Origin of the sequence: Nocardia cyriacigeorgica, from assembly GCF_029868385.1 — a bacterium.
Taxonomy (GTDB): Bacteria; Actinomycetota; Actinomycetes; order Mycobacteriales; family Mycobacteriaceae; genus Nocardia; species Nocardia cyriacigeorgica_F.
Window position 1 is genome coordinate 11,851 of record NZ_JARWNX010000016.1, and the last position, 26,812, is coordinate 38,662.

30 protein-coding genes are annotated in these 26,812 nt (G+C 65.6%); 13 read left to right on the forward strand and 17 right to left on the reverse strand.

Going from position 1 to position 26,812, the window contains the following annotated elements; genetic code table 11:
- Positions 1-260: 260 nt before the first annotated feature.
- The 7 genes from QH168_RS00740 to QH168_RS00770 all read right to left on the reverse strand — a co-directional run bounded on the left by QH168_RS00740 (position 261) and on the right by QH168_RS00770 (position 6,748).
- The gene (locus tag QH168_RS00740) at positions 261-788 is read right to left on the reverse strand and encodes a hypothetical protein (protein WP_280232393.1); all 528 of its coding nucleotides are present in this window, start codon (positions 786-788) and stop codon (positions 261-263) included.
- Positions 785-1,519, reverse strand: a complete 735-nt coding sequence (locus QH168_RS00745; protein ID WP_280232394.1) for a WXG100 family type VII secretion target — start codon at positions 1,517-1,519, stop codon at positions 785-787. The genes QH168_RS00740 and QH168_RS00745 overlap by 4 nt, the downstream gene beginning before the upstream one ends.
- Positions 1,516-1,842, reverse strand: coding sequence for a type VII secretion target (locus QH168_RS00750; protein ID WP_280232395.1), 327 nt, complete (start codon positions 1,840-1,842; stop codon positions 1,516-1,518). Before QH168_RS00750 ends, QH168_RS00745 begins: the two co-directional genes overlap by 4 nt.
- Before the next feature lie 224 nt (positions 1,843-2,066).
- Positions 2,067-3,131: a pyridoxal phosphate-dependent aminotransferase gene (locus tag QH168_RS00755; RefSeq protein WP_280232396.1), complete on the reverse strand. Its 1,065-nt coding sequence runs from the start codon at positions 3,129-3,131 to the stop codon at positions 2,067-2,069.
- Positions 3,132-3,291: 160 nt separating this feature from the next.
- The gene (locus QH168_RS00760; protein ID WP_280232397.1) at positions 3,292-4,338 is read right to left on the reverse strand and encodes a 3-oxoacyl-ACP synthase III family protein; all 1,047 of its coding nucleotides are present in this window, start codon (positions 4,336-4,338) and stop codon (positions 3,292-3,294) included.
- A complete protein-coding gene (locus QH168_RS00765; protein ID WP_280232398.1) occupies positions 4,335-4,997 on the reverse strand; it encodes an SRPBCC family protein in 663 nt (220 codons plus the stop codon). Before QH168_RS00765 ends, QH168_RS00760 begins: the two co-directional genes overlap by 4 nt.
- A complete protein-coding gene (locus QH168_RS00770; RefSeq protein WP_280232399.1) occupies positions 4,994-6,748 on the reverse strand; it encodes a thiamine pyrophosphate-binding protein in 1,755 nt (584 codons plus the stop codon). The genes QH168_RS00765 and QH168_RS00770 overlap by 4 nt, the downstream gene beginning before the upstream one ends.
- Before the next feature lie 145 nt (positions 6,749-6,893).
- Here QH168_RS00770 and QH168_RS00775 point away from each other — a divergent pair, with 145 nt between their 5' ends.
- The 3 genes from QH168_RS00775 (at position 6,894) to QH168_RS00785 (ending at position 9,313) form a co-directional block, all read left to right on the forward strand.
- Positions 6,894-7,412 (forward strand): EXLDI protein, encoded by a 519-nt coding sequence (locus QH168_RS00775; RefSeq protein ID WP_280232400.1) that lies wholly within the window; start codon positions 6,894-6,896, stop codon positions 7,410-7,412.
- Positions 7,413-7,547: 135 nt separating this feature from the next.
- The gene (locus QH168_RS00780; protein ID WP_280232401.1) at positions 7,548-8,513 is read left to right on the forward strand and encodes an ATP-binding cassette domain-containing protein; all 966 of its coding nucleotides are present in this window, start codon (positions 7,548-7,550) and stop codon (positions 8,511-8,513) included.
- Positions 8,510-9,313 carry an ABC transporter permease gene (locus QH168_RS00785; RefSeq protein WP_280232402.1) on the forward strand — a complete coding sequence of 268 codons (804 nt, stop codon included), beginning with the start codon at positions 8,510-8,512 and terminating at the stop codon, positions 9,311-9,313. The genes QH168_RS00780 and QH168_RS00785 overlap by 4 nt, the downstream gene beginning before the upstream one ends.
- Positions 9,314-9,373: 60 nt before the next feature.
- On the opposite strand, the gene QH168_RS00790 is transcribed toward QH168_RS00785, so the two are convergent.
- Positions 9,374-10,027 carry a YqgE/AlgH family protein gene (locus QH168_RS00790; protein ID WP_280232403.1) on the reverse strand — a complete coding sequence of 218 codons (654 nt, stop codon included), beginning with the start codon at positions 10,025-10,027 and terminating at the stop codon, positions 9,374-9,376.
- Positions 10,028-10,161: 134 nt separating this feature from the next.
- Between QH168_RS00790 and QH168_RS00795 the strand changes: the two genes are divergently transcribed.
- Entirely contained in the window at positions 10,162-10,923 is a 762-nt protein-coding gene (locus QH168_RS00795) for a lysophospholipid acyltransferase family protein (protein WP_280232404.1), read from the forward strand.
- A gap of 55 nt (positions 10,924-10,978) precedes the next feature.
- Here QH168_RS00795 and QH168_RS00800 read toward each other — a convergent pair whose 3' ends face one another.
- Together QH168_RS00800 and QH168_RS00805 are read right to left on the reverse strand one after the other, a co-directional pair.
- Positions 10,979-12,214, reverse strand: a complete 1,236-nt coding sequence (locus tag QH168_RS00800) for an RNA polymerase sigma factor (RefSeq protein ID WP_348537562.1) — start codon at positions 12,212-12,214, stop codon at positions 10,979-10,981.
- Positions 12,211-12,582 (reverse strand): YciI family protein, encoded by a 372-nt coding sequence (locus QH168_RS00805; RefSeq protein WP_280232405.1) that lies wholly within the window; start codon positions 12,580-12,582, stop codon positions 12,211-12,213. The genes QH168_RS00800 and QH168_RS00805 overlap by 4 nt, the downstream gene beginning before the upstream one ends.
- A 169-nt stretch (positions 12,583-12,751) precedes the next feature.
- Between QH168_RS00805 and QH168_RS00810 the strand changes: the two genes are divergently transcribed.
- Complete coding sequence (locus QH168_RS00810; protein WP_280232406.1) at positions 12,752-13,180, forward strand: hypothetical protein; 429 nt, start codon at positions 12,752-12,754, stop codon at positions 13,178-13,180.
- 77 nt (positions 13,181-13,257) lie between these two features.
- Here QH168_RS00810 and QH168_RS00815 read toward each other — a convergent pair whose 3' ends face one another.
- On the reverse strand, positions 13,258-13,569 hold the full coding sequence (locus QH168_RS00815; RefSeq protein ID WP_280232407.1) for a GNAT family N-acetyltransferase: 312 nt from the start codon (positions 13,567-13,569) through the stop codon (positions 13,258-13,260).
- 301 nt (positions 13,570-13,870) lie between these two features.
- Here QH168_RS00815 and QH168_RS00820 point away from each other — a divergent pair, with 301 nt between their 5' ends.
- Positions 13,871-15,004 carry a glycerate kinase family protein gene (locus QH168_RS00820; RefSeq protein ID WP_280232408.1) on the forward strand — a complete coding sequence of 378 codons (1,134 nt, stop codon included), beginning with the start codon at positions 13,871-13,873 and terminating at the stop codon, positions 15,002-15,004.
- Between the two features lie 28 nt (positions 15,005-15,032).
- Here QH168_RS00820 and QH168_RS00825 read toward each other — a convergent pair whose 3' ends face one another.
- Positions 15,033-15,389 (reverse strand): winged helix-turn-helix transcriptional regulator, encoded by a 357-nt coding sequence (locus QH168_RS00825; protein ID WP_280232409.1) that lies wholly within the window; start codon positions 15,387-15,389, stop codon positions 15,033-15,035.
- A gap of 81 nt (positions 15,390-15,470) precedes the next feature.
- Here QH168_RS00825 and QH168_RS00830 point away from each other — a divergent pair, with 81 nt between their 5' ends.
- Positions 15,471-16,406 carry an NAD(P)-dependent oxidoreductase gene (locus tag QH168_RS00830; RefSeq protein WP_280232410.1) on the forward strand — a complete coding sequence of 312 codons (936 nt, stop codon included), beginning with the start codon at positions 15,471-15,473 and terminating at the stop codon, positions 16,404-16,406.
- Positions 16,407-16,477: 71 nt separating this feature from the next.
- Here QH168_RS00830 and QH168_RS00835 read toward each other — a convergent pair whose 3' ends face one another.
- The 3 genes from QH168_RS00835 to QH168_RS00845 are packed head-to-tail and all read right to left on the reverse strand — an operon-like array spanning position 16,478 to position 18,487.
- Complete coding sequence (locus QH168_RS00835) at positions 16,478-16,720, reverse strand: helix-turn-helix transcriptional regulator (protein ID WP_280232411.1); 243 nt, start codon at positions 16,718-16,720, stop codon at positions 16,478-16,480.
- Entirely contained in the window at positions 16,710-17,561 is an 852-nt protein-coding gene (locus tag QH168_RS00840; RefSeq protein WP_280232412.1) for an ABC transporter permease, read from the reverse strand. Before QH168_RS00840 ends, QH168_RS00835 begins: the two co-directional genes overlap by 11 nt.
- On the reverse strand, positions 17,558-18,487 hold the full coding sequence (locus tag QH168_RS00845) for an ABC transporter ATP-binding protein (RefSeq protein WP_280232413.1): 930 nt from the start codon (positions 18,485-18,487) through the stop codon (positions 17,558-17,560). Before QH168_RS00845 ends, QH168_RS00840 begins: the two co-directional genes overlap by 4 nt.
- A 154-nt stretch (positions 18,488-18,641) precedes the next feature.
- On the opposite strand from QH168_RS00845, the gene QH168_RS00850 reads away from it, so the two are divergent.
- Positions 18,642-19,436, forward strand: a complete 795-nt coding sequence (locus QH168_RS00850; RefSeq protein WP_280232414.1) for an ArsR/SmtB family transcription factor — start codon at positions 18,642-18,644, stop codon at positions 19,434-19,436.
- A 48-nt stretch (positions 19,437-19,484) separates the two neighbouring features.
- Here the strand turns inward: QH168_RS00850 and QH168_RS00855 are convergent, their stop codons facing one another.
- Positions 19,485-21,182 (reverse strand): 5'-methylthioadenosine/S-adenosylhomocysteine nucleosidase, encoded by a 1,698-nt coding sequence (locus QH168_RS00855; protein ID WP_280232415.1) that lies wholly within the window; start codon positions 21,180-21,182, stop codon positions 19,485-19,487.
- Between the two features lie 180 nt (positions 21,183-21,362).
- Between QH168_RS00855 and QH168_RS00860 the strand changes: the two genes are divergently transcribed.
- Together QH168_RS00860 and QH168_RS00865 are read left to right on the forward strand one after the other, a co-directional pair.
- Entirely contained in the window at positions 21,363-22,070 is a 708-nt protein-coding gene (locus QH168_RS00860; RefSeq protein WP_280232416.1) for an NUDIX hydrolase, read from the forward strand.
- Between the two features lie 244 nt (positions 22,071-22,314).
- Positions 22,315-22,950 (forward strand): hypothetical protein, encoded by a 636-nt coding sequence (locus QH168_RS00865; RefSeq protein ID WP_280232417.1) that lies wholly within the window; start codon positions 22,315-22,317, stop codon positions 22,948-22,950.
- Between the two features lie 36 nt (positions 22,951-22,986).
- On the opposite strand, the gene QH168_RS00870 is transcribed toward QH168_RS00865, so the two are convergent.
- Positions 22,987-23,688, reverse strand: a complete 702-nt coding sequence (locus QH168_RS00870) for a trimeric intracellular cation channel family protein (RefSeq protein ID WP_280232418.1) — start codon at positions 23,686-23,688, stop codon at positions 22,987-22,989.
- 315 nt (positions 23,689-24,003) lie between these two features.
- Between QH168_RS00870 and QH168_RS00875 the strand changes: the two genes are divergently transcribed.
- From QH168_RS00875 to QH168_RS00885, 3 genes are all read left to right on the forward strand, one after another.
- The gene (locus QH168_RS00875) at positions 24,004-24,852 is read left to right on the forward strand and encodes a type IV toxin-antitoxin system AbiEi family antitoxin domain-containing protein (protein WP_280232419.1); all 849 of its coding nucleotides are present in this window, start codon (positions 24,004-24,006) and stop codon (positions 24,850-24,852) included.
- A gap of 116 nt (positions 24,853-24,968) precedes the next feature.
- Positions 24,969-25,766, forward strand: coding sequence for a nucleotidyl transferase AbiEii/AbiGii toxin family protein (locus QH168_RS00880; protein WP_280232420.1), 798 nt, complete (start codon positions 24,969-24,971; stop codon positions 25,764-25,766).
- A 170-nt stretch (positions 25,767-25,936) separates the two neighbouring features.
- Positions 25,937-26,464 carry a DUF3885 domain-containing protein gene (locus QH168_RS00885; protein ID WP_432421006.1) on the forward strand — a complete coding sequence of 176 codons (528 nt, stop codon included), beginning with the start codon at positions 25,937-25,939 and terminating at the stop codon, positions 26,462-26,464.
- Positions 26,465-26,812 lie beyond the last annotated feature (348 nt).

Genomic DNA, 26,812 nt, shown 5'->3' on the forward strand with positions numbered 1-26,812 from the left:
GCATCGTGCGCAAACGGGCCATTCCCCATACAGCTCGGTCGCCGTTGTCTGCGGGACACGTTGTAGCCTCTGCCAACCTCGAGCGAGCGTTGACCCCATTGTGGTTTGCACTCGAACTCGGTTGTGCCAGTGAAAGCTTATGGTGGTGTCTCGACGCTCGACCTCTGGTTCGCCGTGTCGGCTGCATACCGGAGGTAGTGGGTTCAGCAGGTGCATCGAGATATGGGTAGGTTCGACATCCGTTCGAACCGGGAGATGGGCTACTCCAGCCATCCGCGCCGCTGCCGGTCTTGATAATAGAGGTCGTCGTCGTCTGGTTCGTCCGGTGTGACGATCAGATCGCGGTTGGGCTTCCTGGTGCCCGGAACTACGTGGCCGGCCGCCGCATCGGGAACGACAGGTGGGGTAGCGGTCGTCTCGGGCGCCGAAGGTGCAGGAGCATCTGGAGGTGAGCTATCCCGCACCGGCGGTGGACCTGAATCGGTGAGCGCTGCTCGGTAGCGCTCGAGTTCCGTCTCGCCTTGCTCGGCCAGCCGCCGGCGTTCCTCCTCGGACATCGTCTCGTAATGCTCCAGCGCGGCAGGCATAACGCGATCAAGAGTCTGGCTGAACGCTTCGGCGCGGACGAAGTCGCGTACCTGGAGATCTCCGTTCAGGACTGCGCTGATCTGATCCCGCAGAGCAGGGTCAGAAGAGTTCGCGGCAATGATCCGAAGTGCGTCGGACAGTTGGCGGGACGCGGCGGGATCGTCCCCAGCGACGTCCAGAATTGGTTCTGGAGATGTCATGTATAGACTCCGGGATGGTCGTAGCCACTGGCGTTGATGGCAGGCAGCTCGACCGACTCGACAGCGCCATTGATGCCTGCCGATATCAGGCCGATTGTTCCCTCGGAGCCGGCGAACATCAGGCCCAGCTTGCCCCATATGTCGATCCAAGTCTTGATCATTCGTGCTGCGTCCAATGCTGCGGCGGCCTGCATCGCCGCGGCAGCCGGTGCACCGGCGACCGTCGCACCCAACGCGGCGACCGCCGCCTGCTTGATCGCATACATCGCAGCAAGGTCGAATAGAGTCTGCACCAAGCCAGAGACAGTCTGCGCAAGACCATACGACGAAAGCGCGAAAGCCTTGATCTCATCAGCGATTTGCTGTAAAGGATCGACCTGTTCGTCAAGGCTTTCAATGAGTGAATTGAAGTATGCACGAGAACTGTCAGCGGCATTTCCGCGCCACGATTCCTCGAACTCTTTGACCGCGTTGTCAATGCCGGTGGCGTAGCTGGAGTTGTATTTTGCGAGGTTCTCGATAGCGGTGCCGGCCTTCTGCATTGCTGCCCAGTCGCCCGCGACGTAGTCGGTAACTATCGTCAGTGCATCGAAGCCTGTGATGGTTTTGATGATGCCGTTCAGCCAGTAGGCCGGTGACACGGCGTTGGCGTTTGTGGCCAGCTCGACCATGTCCGGAACCGGATCGTCAGGCTCCGGCGCGGTCAGATATTCGGTTGGGTCTTGGGTCAATTCTCGTCATCCGCCTCATACGTGCGATCCAAAGCTTCTGCAACGCCGCGATCCGTTGTTCGATACATTTTTGCTGCATTGACCAATTCCGCAGAAGATTCGCTAGTTACTCGACCTAATCGCGCATAATTCGATTGCAGCTGGATCAACGCATTCTGTATCACGTCGATTACGCCGCGTAAGACCAGGCCCCCTTCCGAGCTTGGAAGATCGAGCCACTCTTTTAAGTAAGTCTCGGTTAACGCATTACCTTGGGCCAATTCGGCCAACTTTGTCGACGCTCCATCCAAATGGGTGGGCTCTACCTTCAGTGCTTCGCTCACGAGATCCCCATCCGTCTACATCTACGTTCGACCATAGCCTATGGGCGCCATGGGCATCGTTCGCCCTGGCCGATCTCCTCGGGCGGATCGGGGGAAGCATTATGCAAGTGGGTCGACATGTCTTGAAGTTCGTCAGAGCTGTTGAACTGCAAGATGTTTGATTTCCACGATTGAAATAACTGGTTGACTGAGTGGTTCAGTGACCGGCGCGCCTATCCCGGCGATCATGTGATACGAACGTCCGCCCCCTGTCCCGCCGCAGCCGCCCGGAGGGCGTCGATCACCGCATGTCCGGCATCGATATCGCCGACCGCTATTCGTGCGCTTCCATCCGGGTACGCCTTTGCGGTGATGCCTGCGCGTCGGAGGGCGGTGGCGACGCCGGGGCCGGGGAGGTAGAGGAAGTTGGCGTAGCTGGGCGGGGCGTCGATACCGATATCGCGTAGGGCGGCCCGCAGCGAATCGCGTTCCTCGATGATCCGCGCGACGCGGACGGCGAGTTCGGGTTCGGCGGCGTAGGACGCGCGGACGGCGGTGACCGCGAGGGTCGGGGTGCCGAAGGGGAGTTGATGGCGGCGGATGCGGGTGATCAGGGCTGGGTTGCCGAGGGCGTAGCCGATGCGTAGGCCCGCCAGGCCGTAGGCCTTGGAGAAGGTGCGCAGGAGTAGGAGATTCGGGTGGCGGGCCAGGAGGGCGTGGGGAGCGATACGGTCGTCGGTCGGGAGGAATTCGACGTACGCCTCATCGAGGATGACCGGTATCCGCGCGGGGATCGCGCGGAGGAACCGGTGCAGGTCGCGTTTCGACACGAGCGTTCCGGTGGGGTTGTGCGGTCGGCACAGCACCACCAGGCGTGTCCGGTCGCCGACCGCGCGTGCCATGGTTCGCAGGTCCTGATCGCCTGCGCTGTCGAGCGGGATACCGATGAGGTCGGCGCCGGTCATTGCGGCCATGATCGGGTAGCCGTCGAAAGTCGGTACGCCGAGCACCATTTCCGCGCTCGGACCGGCAAGTGTGTGCAGGATCTGCATGGCGACCCCGGTGGCGCCGGAGCCCACCACCACCTGATCCGGGTGAACACCGAGATGGTCGGCGATCAGGCCGGGCAGTCGGGCGGGCAGGAATTCGGGATACCTGTTCGCTCGCCCCAACTCCAGCTGGATCGCCTCGCGCACCGAAGGCAGCGGCGGGAAAGGGTTCTCGCTCAAACTCAGATCGAACCGGGCCGGTGGCGCGGCGGCCGGGAGTCGTCGTGATGAACGGCTGCGGTCGGCGACGTGGATGCTCATGATGACGCCTGAAGCACCGCGTGAGCATCGGCGAGGGTGGTTCGGCTTCGGGTAGCCGGGTGAATCGTCGCCCCCGGTGCGCAGCCGCTCTGGTGGCGACATCGACCGGTGTGAGCGAGAACGGCTCCACGCGTTGCCTGCCGGACGGATGGCTGGAGGCTCATCGCGCAGCGCCCCATCGGACCGCCGCCGCGGCAGCGAAATCACCGGCGTGCGCGAAAGCCGACATCAGCACCACCGAACCGTTGCGCAGCCTGCCCGCTCGGTTCTCCACATCCAATGTCACCGGAATCCCTGCGGCGAACAGGTTTCCGCACGAGTCGAACGTATCCGGATGACGCTCGGCGGGTAGCTCCAGCGCATCGTGCCAGTTACGCAGGAACAGACGATTGGGCTGATTGGTGACGAACGTATCGATATCGCGCCCCTTCACCCCGATCCGATCGCACACCGCCAACGCCACCTCGGGGACCAGCCGATTCCCACGCACGAACACCTTGGTGATCTTCGATTCGGTGAAACTCACGCACCCCTGGCCTTCGCCGGGCTCCCAGTACTTGCGGTCGCCATTGGTGGAAAAGTCCATATCGCCGGCGAATTCGGGATAGGTGCGGCATTCGATGTCCAGAATCGGCGCGCTGTCGTCACGCACCAGCAGGCCGACACCGCAACCGTCACCGGGCACCGGTGCGTGCGCCAGTTTGCGGATATCGGGCTGGGTGAACACCGGGCCGGCGCAGTTCTGGGTGACGGCGATGAGCGCGGTTCTGGCCTCGGACGTGCGCATGATGGTGTGAGCCAGCGCCATCATGTGTACGAAGGCCGCGCAGCCGCCATTGTGCAGATCGAACACCCAGCCGGGTCGCGCGCCGAGCCTGCGCGCCACCTCGGGACCGCAGCCCATGACCGGGTTGTCGGGCAGCTGGGTATGGGTGAGCAGAATGTCGATCTTCGACAGGAAATCGACTCCGTGCCGTGCGATCAGCGGCGCCACCGCCCGCTCGACCATATCGACCGCTGTTTCATCGCGCCCGACGTGATGGCGTGTCTTCGGCGAACGGAACATGACATTCTTGGCCATCCGATCCGAGCGGGAGAACTGGGTGAAATACTCCGTCCCGACCGGTTCACCGGGCAGATAGCTCGCCACATCGACCAGGCTGACCACCGGCGGGCGCGGCGACGGAGCGATGTCGAGATCGGTCATCGACTCATCCATTCCGGCTTGATCGGCAGCCCGTGCGCGGCACGGTATTCACAGATCGCCTTGAGATTGTCCATTTCCAATTGATGCCCGGCGGAGAACATGTCCCAAAAATCGCCGACCCACACCGGACGCTTCGGCGGCGCGGTATCCGGATAGCCGTTCTCGTCGTAGAAGGGGTGGCGGCAATTCACCCACAGCACAACCGATCCCGGCTTGTCGAACACCACCTGCGCGTCCACCACCCGCATCAGATACACCATCCACAGGTGAAATCCCTGGTCCCAGGCGCAGTGGTAGTCGACGGTCATGGCGTCGGGATTGGCGACGGTGCGGGTGTAGATCTCGGTCGAATCGCCGAGCCGATCATGGGCGAGCCACAGGCCGGGCTCATCGGTTTCGGTGAATCCGCGCAGACTGTAGGTCCATTCCTCCAGCGATCTGGTATCGGCCAGATATTCGTAGACCCCGCGCGGCGGGGCCGCGATATAAGCCTGGACCGGGCAGAAATCGCCATAGATCTGGTCGTGCGGATACACCGACCGGAGCATGTCCATGATGATCGGCGTGGTGGCCTCCCTATCGGAGTTCTCGATCCGCAGGACTCCGGGAATCACCTCGTCGGGGACGTCGCTGAGGGCGGGCAGGGCGCTTGCTGTCACGGTGTACTCCTGAGGAAGGGCAGGAACGGCGGGATTTCGTCGGGATCGCAGTCGATCGAGAGGAACGCCGGGCCCGGACCGCCGAGGCATTCGGTGAGCGCCGCGGGAAGTTCGGCCAGGGTGTGCACGGAGCAGACGCGTAGCCGCGGGAACATGGCCGCGACGCCGTCACCCAGCCGGGCCGGCTGGAATCTGTTGAAGCTGTAGCGATCCCGGTACAGCAGTTGTTCGCGCGTCACGCACATGGCGTGGGCGTTGTTGTTGAACACGATGAAGGTGATGGGCAGGGTGTGCTCGAGCGCGGTGTGCAGCTCCATACCGTGCATGAAGAACGAGCCGTCGCCCGCGATCACCACGGTGCGGTGGCCGTCGGGTGCGCGGGCGAAGGCCGAACCGATACCGGCGCCGAACGCGTAGCCCATTCCGCCCATACCGAGCGCGACCACGAAACGCCCGTCGCGCGGCACCCGCAGCTCGTGCACCACGGCCGCACCGGTATTGCCCGCGTCGGCGAAGATATCGGCGGCGGCGGGCAGGGCCGCCTGGATCGCGTCGACGATATGGCGGTAGCGCAGCCCAGGGCCATGCGATTCGGGTACCGGCATCGGTGTCAGCGTGCGGGCCGGGGCGGTGCGGGTGACGCGGGTCGTGCGCACCGCGGTGGCGACCGGCGACCCCGGATCGGGCGGTGCGGCGGGCGCGATGGCGGATTCGGCGAGGTCGGGATCGGAATGTCCGTCGTGACCGCCGCGCAGTCGCTCCAAGATGGTGCGCAGCGCGACGGCGACATCGGTGCAGGTGGCGTGGATGGCGGGCAGATGCGGCATGGCCAGTCCGATGCTGGCGATCGTGGTCCGCGCCAGCAGATCGTCGAGGCCGGTGCGCGCGGTGACCGGCATCGGGGTGCCGACCAGCAGGCACAGCGCGGCGGATTCCATGGCCTCGGCCAGTTCCCGATGACCCATGGTGCCCGCGACACCGCAGAAGGCCGCGTCGGCATTGTCGTAGGTGTCCTTGGCGTCGGGTGCGACGCCGACCAGCGCACCCAGTTCGGCCACCAGTTCGGCAAGTGCGGTGCGCGCGTCGTCGCGGGCCACCTGATCACCCGCGATGACCACCACCGTCCCCAGTTGGTGCGCGGTTTCCAGTGCGGTCATCACGCGCTCGAGTTCGTCGTCGTCGAGCCAGGTGGCGCGCGGATCGGGTCGGAACGCGGCGATACCGCCCATCTCGGCCTGCTGGACGTCTTTGGGCAGCAGCAAGACCGAGGGCCCGCCGCGCCGGGCGGCCCGCAGCGCCCGTGCCAGCCGTTCGGGCAGTTCGGCCGGGGTGGCGACGCGGGCGCAATAGCGGCTGACCGAGCTGAACAGGCGGACCGCGTCGATCGCACCGGCCTGCCCGCTCGAATCCTGGAATGCGCCGTGGCCTTCCAGCGCGGTCGGCGGCTGACCGATCAATGCCAGCACCGGAACTCGGGAGGCATACGATTCAGCAAGTCCGGCAACAAGATTCATCGCGCCGCCGCCGGAGGTCGCGGCGACGACGCCGAGTCCGCTGGTGGAGCGGGCGTATCCGTCGGCCATGGTGGCGGCGGAGAATTCGTGTTTGGCCACCACACCGGTCACCGCGCCGCTCGCGTCGAAGATGGCGTCGTAGAGGTCTTCGATATTGGCGCCGTCGACGCCGAAGATATGTCGCACGCCGAGGTCGGGCATCGTGCGCACCAGATAGTCCACCACTCTGTCGGGCATCGAACCTCCTTCCCGCGCCGAGTCGGCAGCGCTGTGCGCCGCCCATGAGGAGATACGGGGCGGGTGCGGCCGGAGTTCAGCCTGATCGGGAGCACTTTTCACACAAGTCTTGCGTGTACGTATACATCTACGTATAGTCACTGGCATGCCCAACAAGACGATCTACGTTGCCGATGACGATCTCCCCCTGTTCCAGCGGGCGCAGGAACTCGTCGGCGGCAATCTGTCCGGGGCCGTCGTCACCGCGCTGCGCAGGTTCATCGAACTGGAGGAGGGCAAACAGGAGGGGTTCGACGACATCGTGCTCCGGGTCGGTCACAACGGTGTCCGGCAGGTCCGGTTCGAGGGTGCGCTGCTGGGCGAATGGCGCGATGTCAACGACACCCGCATGGAGCACATCCGGGTCTTCCGTAGCCGCAAGGGCAAGTTCGTGCTGCACTCCCAGTATTCCAACTGGGACGACCTCACCGATGTGCCCAACCACGGCTGGAAGGACTGGAAGAGCTGGCGGCGCATGTTCGGCGTCGGCGATCAGGATTGGGGCGAGTTCACCCTGGTGATCGTCGATACCCTCGCCGAACTGAAGGGCAAGATGCCCGACAAGCTCTATGAGCGGGTCGCCGATATCGCCGAGCGTCCGCCGATCGAAGAACTGGATATCTGAGGCTCGGGCCGTTCGCGCGGCCCGCTCGCCGTCCAACCGAACATTCACATCCGACAACGCCGCCCCTGGGGGTGGTGCGGGGTACTCATGCTGTCATTCGCATTGTTTTATGAGAAATTCCAGGAAGGAAGAGCCATGTCCACAGGTGGACGCGCATCGGCGATCTGGGTCTCCGGGCTCCGAAAGGCCTACGGCGACAAGGTGGTACTCGACGCCATCGATCTGAACGTGCCGGAAGGCACGATCTTCTCCCTGCTCGGGCCCAACGGTGCGGGCAAGACGACCACCGTGCAGATCCTCACCACACTGATCGGCGCCGACGGCGGTGAGATGCAGGTCGGTGGATACGATCTGGCCGTCGACCGCGACGCGGTGCGCTCGGCGATCGGCGTCACCGGACAGTTCTCCGCCGTCGACGAACTGCTCACCGGCCGCGAGAACCTGACGATGATGGCCGATCTGAACCATCTGCCCCGGCGGGCCGGACGCGCCCTCGCCGCGGACCTGCTCGAACGTTTCGATCTCACCGAGGCCGGTGACAAACCCGCATCCACCTACTCCGGCGGGATGACCAGGCGGCTCGACCTGGCCATGACCCTGGTCGGCGATCCGCGCATCATCTTCCTCGATGAGCCGACCACCGGACTCGACCCGCGCAGCAGGCGGTCGATGTGGGAGATCATCCGCGAACTGGTCGACGACTACAGCGTCACCGTCTTCCTCACCACCCAGTACCTGGAGGAAGCCGATCAGCTCGCCGACCGCATCGCCGTGCTCGATCAGGGCCGCATCGTCGCCGAAGGTACCGCGGCGGAGCTGAAACGGCTCGTGCCCGGCGGCCATATCCGCCTGGAATTCGCCGATCACGCCGATCTGGACGCGGCCGCCACGGCCTTCGGATCGGCTGCCCGCCCGGTCGCCGACGAGCTCACCCTCGCCGTGCCCAGTGACGGCGGCATCGGTTCGGTGCGCGCCGTGCTCGACCGGCTCGACGAATTCCATATCCCCGCCGAAGGACTTTCGGTTCACACACCCAACCTGGACGATGTCTTCCTCACCCTGACCGGATCCCCCGTCGCGGACAAGGAGCCCGTGCGATGACCACCGCAACCCTGCCAGTGCAGTCCAATTCGTTCAGCCGCGTCATCGCGGACTCGCGGACCATGCTGCGCCGCAATCTGCTGCATGTACGGCGCTATCCGAGCATGACCTTCAGCATCCTGATCATGCCGATCGTGCTCATGGTGATCTTCAACTATGTCTTCGGCGGCGCGCTGGAAGCGGGTCTGGCACCCGGCGCGAACTACATCGACTATCTGGCGCCGGGCATGTTGTTGCTGCTCCCGGCCTATCTGACCGTATCGGTTTCGGTGTCGCTCGCCACCGATGCGACCAAGGGCATCGTCAACCGGTTCCGGGTGATGGCCATCGCGCAGTCGGCGATGCTGACCGGACATGTGATCGGCACGCTCATCCAGGCGGCGCTCGCCATGGCCGGGATGCTCGGGGCCGCCGCGCTCATGGGCTTCCGCCCCGACGCCACCCCGGTGGAATGGGTGGCGGTGATCGGGCTGCTGCTGTTCGTGGTGTTCGCGTTCACCTGGCTGGCCGTCGGGTTCGGGCTCGCCGCGCCGAACCCGGAGAGCGCGAGCAATATGCCCTTCCCGATCGTGTTGATGCCGTTCCTCGGCAGCGGCCTCGTCCCCACCGACACCATGCCGACCGTGCTGCGCTGGTTCGCCGAGTACCAGCCGTTCACCCCGATCACCGAAACGATTCGCGGACTGCTGATGGGCACCGAGATCGGCGCCAACGGGATCATCGCGCTCGCCTGGTGCGTAGGTATCGCGACGGTCGGCTACCTGTGGTCCATGGCGTTGTTCAAACGGCAGGCCAGCTGATCCGCTCACCCTCGATCCCCTGCCTCGGCGGGGGATCGTCGGCGTATGCGGGAGACGAGCTCAGTTGCGCTCGACCTCGATCGGATGTGTGGCCAGCAGCGACAGCGGCAGCGGTTGCCTGCGCAGGACATGCCCCCACAGGTCGGTGCGGCGGGTGGTGATGGGATCGCCGGGCAGGGCGGAGAGCACGATCCAGTCGTCCTGTTCGAGTTCGCCCTCGAGCTGGCCGAAGGTCCAGCCCGCATAACCGGCGAAGACGCGGATTCCCTCCACCAGCGGGGCGATCTCCGCCGGGTCGCTGTCGAGGTCGATCAGCACCACCCGGCCGTCGATGCGCCGCAGTCCGTCGACGCCGTCGATCGATGCGCCGACCCGCAGCGTGCCGAGACACAGCGCGGCATCGCGTTTGACCGGACCGCCGACGAACAGGGTGCGCGGCGCCGCGGCGACCTCCGCCCACTGCGGCAGCACATCGTGCACGGCGGTATCGCTCGGCCGGTTGATGACCACGCCGAGGCTGCCCGCGTCGTTGTGTTCGATGATGTAGATGACCGTGCGCCGGAAGGTCGGCTCCACGAGTTCGGTCGAGGACACCAGCAATGTGCCCGCGCGGACCAGTTGTTCGCCGCGGTGGGAACTTCGCCGGCCGTGCTCATCGCCACCGCCGCGCCCGCCGCGAGTTTTCCGATCATCCGGGTCTTCTGCGCGTGCCACTCCGTCATCATCGCAGTTATCGCGCCGTCGCGCCGCTTGTCTTCACGTTCCGTGTCGCGGGAAAACTCATATCCGGGCGTGACAAGATCAACATGGTCGTCGAGCGGCCGCAGCAGCGTCGTAGAGTCGGCGTCATGCAACCGCCCGAGGTCGTCCTCGACAACAGCGATGCCGTGTACGACTACTACCGCTCCCATCAGCAGCGGCGGTTCCAGGCGCGCGCGGCATATGCGCTGCTCGGGCGGCGTTTCCGGCCGCGCATCAGCTATGCCGCCGGCGCGCGGGCGCGGGTCGCGGAACTGGTCCGTGCGGGCAAACCGTTGCTCATCGCCATCAACCATCTGTCCCAGCTCGATCCCTACACCGTCGCCGCGGCCGCCTGGCGCAGCGAACTGCGTCCGCTCATCGGCCGGGTGCGGGTGCTGGCCAAGGACGAACTGTTCCTCGAACGCGATCAGCGCCGCAAGATCGACATGATGGGCGGCATCCCCGTCTTCCGCGGTAGCGATCACGGCCTGCGCGCGGTGAACGCCGCGGGCCAGCGCATGATGGACATCTGCGCCGAACGTCTGCACGATGGCGACGGTCTCGCGGTCTTCCCCGAAGGCACCTGCAACGACGTCGATCCGACACAGGTGCAATCGATCGGCAGCGGCATCGGCCATATCGCCTTCCGCACCATGAAGCTCGGCACCGAACCCGCACTGCTCAGCATCGGCCTCAGTTACGGACCGCGCGCCGATCCCGCCGTTGAGCCGACCAAAGAGGAAGCGAAGTCGGCCAGCTTCTACTTCCGCGTGCCGATCACCGACCTGCCCGCGCGGCCCGCCGAGATCGCGCGGCTGGTTCGCAGCGATTTGCAGCAGGCCTTGGACGGAGCCGTCGCGGCGTACTGAACGGGGCTCAGTCGAGATCGCTGGACGTGGCTCAGTCGAGATCGCTGGACGCGGCTCAGTCGAGATCGCCGGCCTTATCGCGTAGATAGCGCTGTTCGACCTCGTTGCTCGTCATATCGGCGGCCTGCCGGAACAGTGCGGCCGCGGCCGCCGTCTCGCCGCTCTGCATCAGCAGATGAGCGCGCACGGCTCGTTCCCGCTGCTGGGTCAGCGGATTCCGGTCCAGGTGGTGACGCCGATCGAGGTCGTCGAGCAGGGCGAGGCCGCGCGCGGGGCCATACGCTCGGGCCACCGCAACGACCCGGCCGAGCTGAACCGGCGCGGTGGGGGTGAGCCGTTCCAACCACAGATAGAGCATGGCGATCTGGGGCCAGTCGGTCTGGTCCGGTGCGGCCGCCGCGGCGTGCACGGCGGCGATCGCGGCCTGGATTCGATACGGGCCCGCCTCGCCCTGCTGCCAGACGCTGTCGATGAGTGCGGTGCCCTCATCGATCAAGGCGCGATCCCACCGCGCGCGGTCCTGCTCCTCCATCGGGACCAGTTGGCCCGCATCGGTGCGGGCATCGCGGCGTGCTTCGGTGAGCAGCATCAAGGCGAGCAGGCCGACGACCTCCGCGTCGTCGGGGAGCGTGGCGTGCAACATGCGGGTCAACCGGATGGCCTCATGGGTCAGGTCCACGCGGGCGAGTTCGGTGCCGGTGGTTGCGGTGTAGCCCTCGTTGAAGATCAGATAGAGCACCCGCATCACCGAGGCCATACGGTCGTCGCGGTCGTGCTCGGTCGGCGGGGTGAAGCGGGCGCCGGCCTTGGCCAATTGCTGTTTGGCGCGACTGATCCGCGTGCCCATGGTGGCCTCGGTCGTGCCGTGGGCGCGGGCGATCTCGGCGGTGGTGAGACCGCCGACCGCGCGCAGGGTGAGCGCCACCTGGGATGTGGGGCCGAGCGCGGGGTGACAGCACAACAGCAGCAGGGTGAGGCTGTCGTCGGTGTCGGTGGTTCGCGCGGCCCGCGCGGGTTCGGCCATGGCCAGCTCGGCGGCCCCGGCGTGCAGTTCACGGCGGTGTCTGGCCTGGTCGGCGCGCAATAGGTCGACCATCCGGCGGTAGGCGATCCTGATGAGCCAGCTGCGCGGATTCTCGGGGATGCCTTCGTTCGGCCACGTCTGCGCGGCGGTGAGCAGCGCCTCCTGTACCGCGTCCTCGGCGATGTCGAAACGTCCGAAACGGCGGACCAGCGCGCCGAGGACCTGCGGTGCCTCGGTGCGCAGCAGGTCCTCGATCGCGGGTGTCATGCCGTGAAATCCTCGCCCATGATCGGTCGGATCTCGATCGGTTCGCCGAGCGCCTCGACGATGCGGGTGGCGATCTCGACGGCACGTTCATGGCCGGTCACCTCGATCACGGCGAAGCTGGCCAGTACCTCCTTCAATTCGGCGAACGGGCCGTCGGTCGCGGCTACGCCGTCCGGGGTGGCGCGGACGGTGGTGCTGGTCGCCGGATGGCCGAGACCTTCGGTGCTCACGAGTTCTCCGGAGGCGAACAGTTCCTTTTCCAGTCGCTGATAGGTGGCGAAGGCGGCCAGCGCCTCCTCCGAGGGGGAATCGGCGGTGGCGGCGTCCCATCCGGTGGCCGGGGTGTAGCCGAGCAGCAGGTATTTCATAGTGGATCCTCCGCGGTCGATGTTGGTGGTCACGGTAGTTCGCTGCTACCTCGGAGTCGCTCGCCCCTTCTCGACATCTTCGCGGAGTGATTCAGATCACATCTGATGGTTGTCGAAGTCGGTGGTCCGGCTCCGAGGTAGCTGCAAGAACCCACCACAGGAGGATGAAATGAACGACACCCAGCAGCAGCCCAGCCCCGAGGTCAAGGCCCTGGACCGTCTGGTCGGGACCTGGAAGGTCACCGGCGGCGCGGAAGGTACCGTGCGTTACGAATGGATGCCCGGCCGGTTCTTCCTGCACCAGCACATCGATCTCACCCAGTACGGCGAACCCGTCACGGGTGTGGAGATCATCGGCAACCTGCGTCCCTTCGGCGAGCCCACCAGCACCGATGTGTACTCGCGGTACTACGACTCCCTCGGCAACACCTTCGACTACGTCTACGAACTCGAAGGCGACACCCTGACCATCTGGGGCGGCGCCAAGGGGAGTCCGGCCTACTACAAGGGGACCTTCGACGCCGAGGGCACCACGGTCACCGGCGCATGGGTCTACCCCGGCGGCGGCGGGTACGAGTCGACGATGACCCGGATCTGACGGCTCGAACCCCGCAGCGGCCGGCCGATGTCATGGTCGGCCGCCGCAGGGTCCGCGGTCGGGCTCGGGCGTGAAACCTACTGCGGCAGACCGAGTCGCCCGCGCGCCCAGTGCGGGACCATCGGCAGGTATTCGGGGCGGGTTTCGACGAAGTGGCGCACCATCGGGCACATGGGGAGGGCGCCGAGATGGTCGGCGCGGGTCTGGTTCAGGGCCGTTTCGACCAGGATGCGGCCGTAGCCCTGGCCTTCGTGCTGGGGATAGACCTCGGTGTGTACGAAGGCGCGTTCGGCGCCGGTGTCCTGGTACTCCGCGTACCCGGCGATCTCGCCGTCGACGTAGATCTCGAAGCGTTCCAGTGCGGTGTTGTTACGGACCTCTGTCGACATGGGCTCGAAGCTACTCCACCCGCGCGCGCTGGACACATCGCAGCGGGCGCGTGCCGGGTGAGCCCGTATTGCGATGGCAGTGTGCGGCATCGGAACTGCGGGGAGCGGGGTGAGGGTTTCGATTCGGTCGAGCCGGAGGTGCCCCGAGAGCCCGCGGTGGTCGTGGTGCGGCGGCAGTGTGCGGCACCGGAACTGAGGGGAGCCGGGCGAGGGCTTCGATTCGGTCGAGCCGAGGCGTCCCGAGAACCCGCGCGCAGTGGTCGTGGTGCGGCCGCGGGCGAAGCGTCGGAGAATGCTCGGCATGGAGTCGGTACCGACGCTCGTTGTGGCCCCCGACAAGTTCAAGGGGTCGCTGACCGCTGCCGAGGTGGCATCGGCGCTGGCGGCGGGCATTGCGCGGGTGCGCCCCGAGGTGCGGGTGGTGCGGGTACCGGTGGCCGATGGCGGTGACGGGACCGTCGACGCGTTCGTCTCGGCGGGGTGGTCGCGGGTATCGCTGCGGGCTCCCGGGCCGACGGGTGAACTCTCGGACACCTCGTACGCGGTGCGTGGCGATACCGCCGTCATCGAGTTGGCGGCGGTGGTCGGCCTGGCGAAACTTCCCGATGGTAAGCGAGAGCCATTGGACTCCAGCACCTTCGGGCTCGGCGTCGTGATCGCCCACGCACTCGACCGGGGTGCGAGTCGGATCGTCCTCGGTCTCGGCGGCAGCGCGTCGACCGACGGTGGCGCGGGCATGCTGACGGCTCTGGGCGCGCGCATCATCGGGTTGAACGGAAACGAATTGCCCAGGGGCGGAGCGGCTTTGCTCGACGCCAAACGGCTGGACCTGAGGGGTATGCATCCGGGCGTCGCCGCCGCGCACTTCATCGTGGCCAGCGATGTGGACAACCCGCTACTCGGCCCATCGGGCGCGGTCACCGTCTACGCTCCGCAGAAGGGCGCCGACCGTCAGGAGATGGTGCTCCTCGAAGTGGCATTGCACAATTGGGCGCTGATCTCCGGCCGTGAATTCGCCGGACGTCCCGGCGCCGGTGCGGCCGGTGGAACCGGCTTCGCCGCCATGGCCGTGCTCGGCGCCGAACTGCGCAGCGGTATCGAGGTGGTGCTCGAACTCCTCGACTTCGACACCGCGCTCGCATCCGCGACACTCGTGATCACCGGCGAAGGCTGCCTCGACCACCAGACCCTGCACGGCAAAGCTCCGATGGGCGTGTGCGCCGCCGCCCGAGCGGCAGGTATCCCGGCCGTCGCCGTCGCCGGACGCACCGAACTCACCACCACCGAACTCCACACGGCGGGCTTCACCACCGGCTACACCCTGACCGACCTGGAACCCGATCCCGCCCGCTCGATGGCCGACGCCGCGACGCTGCTCGAACAGATCGGGGCCCGGATCGCCACCGAACAACTCGACGGCCGCGCCCTGCCATGACGACAGCTCGGCGCGGTTCGCGATGCGCCTAACTGGCCGCCGACATCAGGTTGGCGAACAGCTCACCGCGATGCCGTTCGCCCCATTCCTCCAACGGGCGAAGCGCCGCGGCCAGTTCGGCGCCCAGCGGGGTGAGGGAGTATTCGACACGGGGCGGAATCTCCGGGAACACCTCGCGGTGCACTACGCCGGAGGTTTCGAGGTGGCGCAGATTCTCGGTGAGCACCTTCTCGCTGACACCCTCGAGCAGCCGCCGGATCTCGCCGAAGCGGCGCGGTCCCTCGCTGAGCACCCACATCAGATGCAGCCGCCATTTACCGCCGACGACATCGATCGCCACGCTCATACCGCATACGTCGTGATCCGCGTCACTGCCGATCGTCATGGGATCCTCCTGAACTCGTTACGGACCTCGACGTAAGCAACCGTACCCGCAAGTGCGGTCTTGTCGCTCCTACCTGCGCGAATGAGCATTGATGCCGACGCAGGCAAACAACCGTATCGACTTTCGAAGGATCAACACATGTCTCAGCAGAGCACGGCCTCGGTTTCGGTCATCGGCCTCGGCCCGATGGGGCAGGCGATGGTGCGCGCATTCCTCGCCGCGGGCACCGAGGTGACGGTGTGGAACCGCAGCAGCGCCAAGGTCGACGCCATGGTGGAGCTCGGCGCCAAGCGCGCCGATTCCGTCGCCGAGGCGCTCGACGCCAATGAGGTGACTGTGGTGAGCCTGACCCACTACGACGCCATGTACGAGGTCCTCGGTCAGGCCACCGACCGGCTCGCGGGCAAGGTCATCGCGAATCTGTCCTCCGATTCACCGGAGAAGGCACGCGAAGGCGGTGCCTGGGTGCGTTCGCACGGTGCGCAGTTCCTGTCCGGCGGGTTCATGTCGGCGGGCGACAATATCGCGCACCCCGCCTCGTACATCTTCTACAGCGGCCCGCGCGAGGTGTTCGACGCGCACGCCGAGCTGCTGCGCCCATTGAGCCCGCAGGAATACCTCGGCACCGATGACGGTCTGGCGCAGGTCTTCTACCAGGCGCTGCTCATCACCTTCCACCCGTGGATCCTGGCCTACCACCAGGCGCTGGCCGTGGTCGAACGTTCCGGTCACGATGTCGACCAGTTCCTGCCGTACGCCGTGCGCTCGGCCGCCGCCTACCCGTTCTTCATGGAGGAGTACGCGAAGGAGGCCAAGGCGGGCGGCTGGGGTGACCTGGCGGCGCTGAAGATGATGGACGCCGGCGCCCAGCACATCATCGACGCCAGCAAGGAGGTCGGCGTCGATGCCACGCTGTCGCATACCGCGCAATCGCTGTGGCGCAAGGCCATCGCCGCCACCGAGGCGAGCGGCAGCCCGGTCTCCATGTTCCAGCTCATGCGTGGGGACCAGGACTGACGTCATCCGACGGTCCGCACTCAGGGCGTCGAATTCGACGTTCCGGCTGTTTCGCGGGCCAGCGGCGTGAATCAGGCCGTTTCCGAGGACGATCCGAGCCGCGGGAAGGGGGCGGTGGAGAAGATCACCTCCACCGTCACCTCGAAATACTCCGCGATCCGCAAGGCCAAATACAGGCTCGGGCTGTACTCGCCGCGCTCCAGATATCCGATGGTCTGGTAGTGCACGCCGAGCGCTTCCGCGAGCTCGCGCCGGGAGATGCCGCGCTCGGCGCGCAGCATCGCGATCCGGTTGTAGATGACCTCAGTAGGCACGCTGCAACGCTTTCTCCCTGCGCTCGGCCATCACCGCACCCGATTCACGGCGAGCCATGCGCCGCAGCACGATCGGTGCGATCAGCAGAGCGCCCACCGACCAGACACCGAGCACCGCGGCTGTTTCCAGATGGCGCCAGGATTGTTCGAGTTCGACCGCTTCCGCCTCGCCGGGCAGCAATGCCGACCGCATACCGAGTCCGAGCCAGTACATCGGGAACACCTGCCCGATCACCTGCAACCAGCCGGGCAGCCCGGTGATCGGATAGAAGATGCCGGAGATGGCGACGAGCCCCATCAGCGGCATGGTGAAGAAGAACAGTCCGCGGGGATCGTCGAAGATCGAACCGATGATCGCGCCCAGCGCCAGCACGGCGAGCAGACCGAGTGCGAGCACCCACGCCAGCGTCAGCCAGGACCCGACGCTGTCGAGCGACACGCCTCCCACGATCACCATGCCCACGCCCAGCAGGATAGCCACCTGTGCGAGCACCGACCCGGCGCCTGCGCCGATCTTGCCGATGAGATAGCCGATCATGCCGTTGGGTGTGGCCTTGGCTCGCAGCAGCGTGCCGTCTTCGCGGTCGAGGACCAGGAACTGGGCGATGCCGTACAGACCGTTGAAGCCGACGATCATGCCGAGCACGCCGGGCAGTGCCAGCGCGCCGAGTTTCAGGCCGGACTCCTGGAAGGTGCTGTTACGCATGAAGAACAGCACGATCAGCAGCAGGATCGGGGTGAGCAGGATGCCAGCGAGATCCTCGGTGTTGGTGAACAGCATGCGCAGTTCGATCTTGGCCCTGGTGAATCCGGCTCGGATTGCGACCGTGGTCGGGTTCATCGGACGACCTCCTCGATGGCGTGGATCTCGGCCTGCTCCGCCCCGGATTCGTAGTGGCGGACCAGTGCCATATAGGTCTCCTCGAGTGAGCCGCGGCGCACTTCCAGTTCGCCGATATCGGCGCCGAACTGCTGGAACAGCTCGTGAACGAATTTGGTGGATTCGGCGGTGGTGTGCACGAATCGCTGGCCGTCTCTGGTCCAGCGCACCTCGGCGTCCACCGAGACCCGACGCGCCAGTTCATCGGCGGAACCGTCGGCGATGATCCGGCCACCGGCCAGGATCAGGATGCGGTCGCCGAGCTTTTCCGCTTCGTCCAGATCATGGGTGGTGAGCAGGATGGTGGTCTGCTGTTCGTCGGCCAGCCGGTGCACCAGATCGTGGAATTCGCGGCGGGCCTTCGGGTCGAAACCCGCGGTCGGCTCGTCGAGGAACAGCACCTCGGGCTTGCCGACGACGCCGATCGCCACGTCCAGCCTGCGGCGTTGTCCGCCGGACAGGGTGGAGACCTTCGAGTTCGCGTGTTCGGTGAGTCCGACAACGGCGATGAGTTCATCAGTGTCCCAAGGCCGTTCGGTTCCGCCGGAACTGTAGGGCCCGTAGAAGGAGCCGAGGTAGGCCAGCAGCTCCCGCACCCGCCATTTGCCGTGGTCGCGCCAGGATTGCAGCACCACCCCGACGCGTGCGCGCCAGGCTTCGTCGCCGTGTATCGGCTCGACGCCGAGCACTTCGACCCGGCCGTCCGATGGTGCGCGAAACCCCTCGAGGATTTCGATGGTTGTGGTCTTGCCCGCGCCGTTGGGCCCGAGCATGACCAGGACTTCGCCGTGGCTCGCCTGGAACGTGACGCCATTGAGGACGTCGTCGGTGCCGTAGCGCATGCGCAGCTGCTCGACATCGAGCACTACGCCATCACCCACAGTCATGGTTTCCCTCCCTGTCGTGGGTTGGTGATGATTTGTAGCATACCTACTACATTTCGCAGTCACAATGCTTTGCCGCAAGGCGGTTGACATGCAGCTGTTTGGCTGCCTATGGTGGGTTATGCAGCCAAATGGCTGCATAAAGCGAGAGAATCCGATGGACGAGGTATTCAAAGCGCTGTCCGATCCCAGCCGCAGACGGCTGCTGGACAGCCTCCAGGCCCGCAATGGGCAGAGCCTGCGGGAACTGTGCTCGGGCCTGGATATGGCGCGCCAATCGGTCAGCAAGCATCTGGCCGTCCTGGAGGCCGCCAACCTGGTCACCACCCGGCGTAGCGGCCGCGAAAAACTGCACTATCTCAATGCCGAGCCCATCAATGCCATCGCCGACCGCTGGATCAACCGCTATCACCGCGCGCGGGTACACACCCTCGCCGACCTGAAATCCGCATTGGAGACAAGTCCGATGAGCGACACCGAATTCGTCTACACCACCTTCATCAAGACCACACCGGAGAAGCTGTGGCAGGCCCTCACCGACCCGGCCTTCACCAGCCGCTACTGGGGCGCCACCTTCGACACCGATTGGCGCACCGGATCGGAAATGGTCTGGAAACAAGGCAATTGGGTCGGAAAGGACCCGGAGCAAGTGGTGCTCGAGTCCGAACCGCCGCGCAGACTCTCCTATACCTGGCACACCATCGGCCCGGAATTCGCCGCCGAGGTCGGTATGGACCCGGCCGAACTCGCGGAATGGTCGGCCGAATCACGCTCCAAGGTCACCTTCGAGATCGAGCCGCAGGGTGAGGTCGTGAAGCTGACCGTCGTCCATGACGGCTTCGACCCCGGCAGCCGGGTACTCGAGGGAGTTCAGGGCGGTTGGCCCGCGATTCTGTCGAGCCTCAAAACCCTGCTGGAAACCGGGGATGTGCTGCCCGAACCCGCGCAGTAGCAGCCGGTGGATCGACGCCGGTCGGCCGCGCCGATCCACCGGCAGCGGTTACCGCACGTCGCAGGTGCCCTTGTCGACGACGGCGCTGTCGTGCACCCAGATCAAGGACGACAGCCCGGTCGAGCACTCGCCGCCACCGCCGAAGGACAGCCAACCCCAGCTGGCGGGGTTCGCGAATGCTTGGGCGAGGGCGTCGAAATCGGCTTCGTCGATATAGCTGCGGAACCCGATGCCCATACTCACGTCCAGGGTGATCGATTCGCCGGGGCCGATCGAGGACATATGGAAGCTGCGTTCCTCAGCAATGATGCCCCCGCAATAGCCGGGCTGTTCTTCATTGCCCGCGACGGCTATCGACGCGGGCTGGAACAGGCCCAGCTGACAGATCGGTGAGGAGACCGGCCACCACGCGTAGATCTCGCCCGGACGCGGACTCGACGGCGCATTGCGGTCGGTGAGCATATTGGTGATCGTGATCTCGCCGCTGGCGTTGAAATTGAAAGCAGCTTCTCCCGGTGGTGAATTGCTGATGTCTTTCCACGGCTGGTAGATATCGACGCTGAACGATGTCTGATAGCGGTAGCCGTCGTCGTTGGAGTAGCTGAATTCATCGGCGAGGGTCATCGCCGGGGCGTCCTCGCCCGACCCACCGCCATCGGACCCACTCTGCGAGCCACCGCCCGCCTCTGCCTGCGCCGATACCCCATACGCGGCCGAAGCGCTCGACGTATCGTCTCGGTTGACGGCGATCACCACTCCGGTGGTACCGGCCAGAAGTAGGGCGACACCGGCCGCGATCAACCCGCCGATGCGGACATTGGTTCGTTTCGATTTGTCGATGTCGCCGCCTGCGATATCGACATCGCGCATTTCGACCGAACCGCCAGCGGTGATATTGCCGGTGGACGTTCCTCGGTGGTGTGCGGTCACATGATTCGCTGGCGTGGGTCCGGGCGGCGGGGGCGGCGCGGGTATGGCTGGCTGCTGGCCCGTATTCTGTCGCGGCTGTTCGGTGCTCGCCGGTTTCTGCGTGTGATCGATCGCGGCGGCGAGCCCGACCGCGAACGATGCCGCATTGCGTGCCGCGATCGGTTGCCAACCGGCATTGTCGGCGTCTTGTTTGGCGCCGTCGGCGTGGTCGCAGATGCCGCGTACGGCGATCGTCGGTGTCGAATCGTGCAGTTGCCCCGCCAAAGCGACGCCCGCGCTCTCCATTTCGATCGCCACGGCGTCGTTGTAATGCGAATGCAGCAGTTCGCTCTCCGGGCCGGTGCTCGAGTTGAGGGCGATATCGCCTGCCGCAACGGGCTCGAAGTGCACTGCGGCAGTGGTTTCCGCGGCTTCGGGCCAGGACTTGGATCGATTCACGTGTTTGGCGAGCTGGACGAGCCGGTGCGAGGTGTCCCAGGCTCGTGGGCGGGCCAGGAACTCGTCCTGGTCGACCCGCCCGCCGTGGAACGCGTACACCCGAGTGGCTACCACGACATCGCCGAGCGCGATCCAATTCCGCAGCCCACCTGCGATGCCGACGAAAAGTACTGCGGTCGGCTGGAATTCGGCGATCGCACGTTCGGTGATGGCCGCTGCGTTCGCGGTGCCCATGCCGATGACCGCCAGCGCGACCGAGCACTGCGGCAGGACCGCCAGGTGGCCCACCTCGAACACGGTGCCCGCCGGATGGTGATGAGTTCGTAGGCCGCCGAGGTGGGCTCGTACCGCCGCGCCTTCGAGGTCGAGTGCAGTCAAGATCACGATCATCGGATTCCCCTCCGCCTTCTTCTGAGAATCCCACGGTAGCGGTGGGCTGACTTTTCGTCAAGATGACAGTTTATGGCTGCTTGGTCGAAACCGTGCTGTTCCAGCGGGATCGGTACCTGGAGACGGGTCATCGTTATTGTTGAAGTGACCCTTAGCTAGGCTCAGGTCATGGACGACGAGTGGGAGATTCCGGCGGTAGCGGTCGCGGTCGATCTTGTCGTGCTCACGATCAGATCGGGCCAACTGCAAGTGTTGCTCATCGAGCGCGATATCGAGCCGTATCGCGGCAAGCTGGCCCTACCGGGTGGATTCCTCGCATCGGCCGACGAGGATCTCGACACCGCCGCCGGGCGCGAACTGGCCGAGGAGACGGGGCTGGCATCGGAGAGCGTGCATCTGGAACAACTGCACACCTACGGTGATCCGCGCCGTGATCCGCGCCGCCGGGTCATCACCGTCGGCTATCTGGCGATCGTCCCCGATCTGCCCGAACCCGTCGCCGGTGGCGATGCCCGGTCGGCCGAATGGGCGCCGGTGCGGCAGGTACTGCGGCGCCGCACCAATCTGGCGTTCGATCACGCGCGCATCCTCACCGACGCGGTCGAACGTGCCCGGCGGCATCTGGAGTACACGACGATCGCGGCCGCATTCTGTCCGGCCCACTTCACCATTTCGGAGCTGCGGAATGTGTACGAGATCGTGTGGGGGCAAACTCTCGACGTCCGCAATTTCCATCGCAAGGTCACCGGTGTCGAGGACTTCTTGATCCCGACCGGAGAAAGAACCACCAAGAGCGGTGGGCGACCCGCAGCCCTCTACCGTCGCGGTAGAGCCGAAATACTTCACCCGCCGATCTTGCGTGAAAACCCGCGCTGAACTGCGCTTACCGTTGCCGTAACACCGGTTGCTGGCCGCTGCGCCGCGCACTTCGTTCCTGCGTCGAGCCCGCTGCGCTGTCGCCAGAATTGGGAGGCTCCGGCAGGCGACGACAGTGGAATGATTTCTGATTGTTGACAGATCACTGAGCGCCTGGTCGGGGGGCGATTCATGGTGTGGTCGATCCGGCGCAGGTCTCTCACCTGCGCCGGTCCAGTGATATCAGGAAGAACAGGTGCGGATTATGCGGGCCGGTAGTCGGTTACGTGTGGTGTTGGGTGTTTTGCTGGCGGTGCTGGCAATGGCACTGGTGATGGCGGGCTGTTCGTCGGATGGGTCGGAATCCGATGAAGGGGGATCGAGTTCGACGACGAAGGCCGTGGCCTCGGTGACGAAGAAGGTACCGCCGACGAGTTCCGCCGCGCCGCAAGAGGGCTCGGGCGCAACCGGTGGCGATGCGGGTTCCGGCAGTGACGCCGGTTCTGGGCAAAGCGGCGGAGACTCCGGGCCGGTGGCCGGTCAGCCGGACGCCCCTGGCCACCATGAGGACTCGAACGTTCCGCATCCGCCGGAGCACTTCCCGCCGTGCGAGCCGGGCTTCTGCGGCCACGATCACTGCGGCCCCGGTGAATGCGGGGAGACGCCGCCGGGCGGCACCGACAACTGCGGTCCCGGCCAGTGCGGTGCACCCACCAACTGCGCGGGCGAACTGGACTACACGGGCGATCCGCGATCGGCCGACGAGATCAACAAGATCGGTATGCGGGATGGTAAGTGCCCCGACCCGATCCGGCCCACCCCGACCACGACCCCACCGGCCGAGACCACACCGGCGCCGACGTCCGCTCCCGAGCCGACCGTGACGACACCGGCCGCATAACAGCAGGTCCGAGTATCTACTCGACAGCCCCGGCGGTCAGCCTCCGGCCCGCCGGGGCAAGCTCTCGGGCAGAGTCCAACCGCGCCAATGCGCGACGAGGCACAGCCCGGCCCCCACGATCGTCGCGCAGATCATGCCAGCGGTGGGATGTCCGGCGCTGGCGAGCGCGACCATCACGATGCTCGCCGCCAGCGCGGCCGTCGCATAGAGCGTGTTGCCGCCGAAGATGCGTGGGGTGCGGCGCAGCACGATATCGCGGACCATACCGCCGCCGACAGCCGTGATCGTTCCCAGCAGGATGGCGGGCAGCCAGCCGAGACCGACGGCGAGCGTCTTCTGCGCGCCGGTGGCCGCCCAGCACCCGAGGGCGGCGGCGTCGACGAACAGAAACGTCCGATCCCACAGCTTGCCCTCGATCAGCAATACGAAGGCGATCAAAGCGCCCGTCAGCGCGACCAACAGATACCCGTAGTCGGTCAACGCAATCGGTGTCCCCCGCTGGAGCAGCGTATCGCGGATCAACCCGCCACCCAGTCCCGACAGGATCGCGAGCGTCACGAAGCCGATCGGATCGAACCGCTCCACCCGCGCGAGCACCCCACCGAGGATCGCGTTGGCGAGGACACCACTCAGATCGAGCACGAAGAACAAGTCAGTGAGATCAGCTGCCGCCACCCGCACATCGTGCATGAGGTGGGCGACGATCGTGTCGAGGCGACACGCCAATCGCGGGGACATCCGACTCCGGCGCGTCGCTGACGTCAGGTCCAAAACGCATCGACACCGATCTGTCTGCCGATGGTTGGGGGGGTCGTGCCGCTGATAGCGGCAATGGCGATGCCTGCGAGCAATGCGATGGGCGCACATGGTCATCGCTGCGGTGGATGCATGGGGTTGCGGCCGAGCGCTATACCGGGCCTGAGTTGTGGCCCCAGCTCTGTCTGCTCGGCGCCCGTGACAACAGCGGACCAGATAGCCCGATTAGTTCGATCACTCGAGCGATAATATCGGCCTGAATGAAATTATTGTGTGCAGTTCTGATATTATTGGGTAATGTTGAGCGGACCGCTGCTGGAGCTGGCCGCCCTCGGCGAAGAGCAGTGGGGCCTGTTCACCAGCCGACAGGCGGCGGTGGAGTTCGGGGTGACACCTTTACAACTCAAACGGTTGACCGATCGTGGGCACCTGGTCCGCATACTGCACGGCGTCTATCGGATCGCGGGTGTCCCGGATTCGCCACTGGACGCGATTCGCGGGGCGTGGTTGGCGTTGGAACCGGCCCGGACCGCCGCCGCTCGGCTCGCCGACGCGGTCCCGCTCGGCGTGGTGTCTCATCGCTCCGCCGCCGCGTTGCAGGAGTTCGGCGATCTCGACGCCGACATTCATCAGTTCACCGTCGCCCGTCATCGGCGCAGCCGGAGCAATGATGTCGCCTTCTATGTCGCCACGCTCGATTCCGACGAGTGGTACCTCGTCGACGGGCTTCCCGTCACCCGCCCGCTGCGCACCGTCACCGATCTCGCCGCCGCCCACACCGACGGTGGGCATCTGGCAAGCGTCGTGCGCGACGCCATCCTCAGTGGCGGCACCACCTCGGCCGATATCGCCGAAGCGCTGAGGCCTTATGCCCACTACTACGGAGTCCGGCCCGGCGACGGCGCCGAGGTCGTCCGGACGTTCATCCACACCGCCGGAGTACCATCCGCCGCGGTCGACCTCGCACGACCCGACGTCGGGTCGCTGACGCCGGAAATGCAGAACGCCGTCAAGAGCGCGGTTCTCGAAGTACTCGGCGCCAGGCACCTCGCACTCGGCGGCAGCCGCCTCGTCGACGCGCTGCTCGCTGTCGAGGCCGCCGATCCGGCCGCCGTCGACCCATCCCACATGCAGGAGCCACGCTGACCAAGACACCCCGACGAGATGCCGCTGCCTTTCAGGCGTCTCTCAAAGCCAAGGCCAGCTCCGTCGCCACACGGACCGGTCGCCCCACTGAGCAGATCCACCGTGAGGTCTACCTGTTGAGGTTCCTCGCGCGAGTCTTCGTCGACCCGGACAGCCCCTGGGTGCTCAAAGGGGGCGGTGGATTGCTGGTGCGCATCAACGAAGGCGCCCGCTACAGCCAAGACGCTGATTTGATGCGCACCGATGTCACCGCCGAGGAAGCGATCGCCGAACTTCAAGGTCTCCTGGCCCGGGTCACCGATCTGGATCCGCTCACCTTTCAGGTCAAACGCAGTAAATCCAACATCGGTGGGCTGGACTCGGCGCGCCTGACCGCTGAGGTCTATTACGGGCCGAAGAGGTTGCACAGCTTCCCGATCGACCTGTCGATCCGATCCACCCTCGCGGCTGGTACCGATCACGTCGTGCCGACCTCGATCATCGATCTCGACGGCTTCTCCGACCTGCCTGCGTTCAAGGTGCTGTCGTTGGCCGACCAGGTGGGCGACAAGGTTGCCGCGATGTACCAGGGCTACGGCCCCACTGGTGCCACTCCCTCGACCCGCTATCACGATCTGGTCGACCTGCATCTGATCATCGCCCGCTTTCCTATCGATGCTGCTGCCACCACCGCTGCGCTACGACTCCAACAGCAACGGCGTGCGAATCTCGCGCTCCCACTGTCGGTGGCGAGTCCCGGCCCACAGTGGGCGGTCGGATATCGGACCGAAGCGCGAAATGCCAAGCTCGATCCTCGGTTACATGCCCTCGACGAGGCGCTGGCCGCGCTGGCGGTGTTCCTCGATCCGCTGCTCGACGGCACCAGATCTGCCGGTACCTGGAATCCGCTGGCGCAGGGTTGGTCTGAGTCGTAGTACGTGAGGTCATTCGTAGGTGCGTCTGCCATGACCACCGGACCGCGGCCCGATCAGCGGACGCGCCGCCGGATGTTCGTGGGGGCCTACTCGACCTGCCATAGTGTGAGCGGGTGCGCGGTGAGGGGCTGTTGGAACTCTGGCAACGCCGTTGGCCTGGGTGTTCGCCGATGGCTGGTGAGCTGAAGTATGCCTATCGGGATCGGTGGGTTCGGTTTCACAGTTTGCCGGGGTCCACGCGTTATCCGGGTACTGCCGAGGAGTACGGGATTGTGCTCGACCGGTACAACACGGTTCTGAACGAGTTGTTCGCGGGGCAAGAGGTCTATCTCATCACCTGTGACTGGTCCGACGGCCCGGAGCCGGGCGTGCGACCGGATGACCACACGCGGTGGCATCCCGGTGCCCGCTACTGGACCTCGGTCTGCAACGACCCGACCGAGACCGACCCCGATTTCATCTCCTACACCCACTTGTTCGTCAGCCGGATCCCTTGGCAGCCCGGCGCACTCGACGAACTGCTGCGCGCCGTGGCCGACGACTCCACCGCGGGCGTCATGATCACTGATCTGACCATGGAGCGGATCCACCACCCCTACGACGGCGGTGCGGACGTCCTGCTACCCACGACCGCCGAACGAGATGAACTCGGGCACAGGTACGCAGACTGGCTTTCCCCGCACCCGGAAGGTCTCTGAGGTTGCGTCAGCGCTGCTGAGGCTTGGTTACCAATTATGTTGATATAGAACAGATTTGGCCCTTCCAGTATGATAGTTTGGGTTCGGGGTTCTTGGGGTGGTGTTTTGGTGTCATCAGCGAACCATCTGCTGTGGGTGTGATGTGGTGGGTGCGGGCCGGTGGGCCCGGATGGTGTGAATGCCCAGCATGTTTTCCGCGGCAGTGTCATTGCTCTACCCGTTTGCGGGTCGATCGGCCCGCCCTCGATGGGGAGGACCCATGCAGGACACCGGATCCACACTGCCGCGCCGCCAACTCGGCCGCTACCTGATGGACTGGCGCACCCGCGCCGGACTGAGCCTGACGCA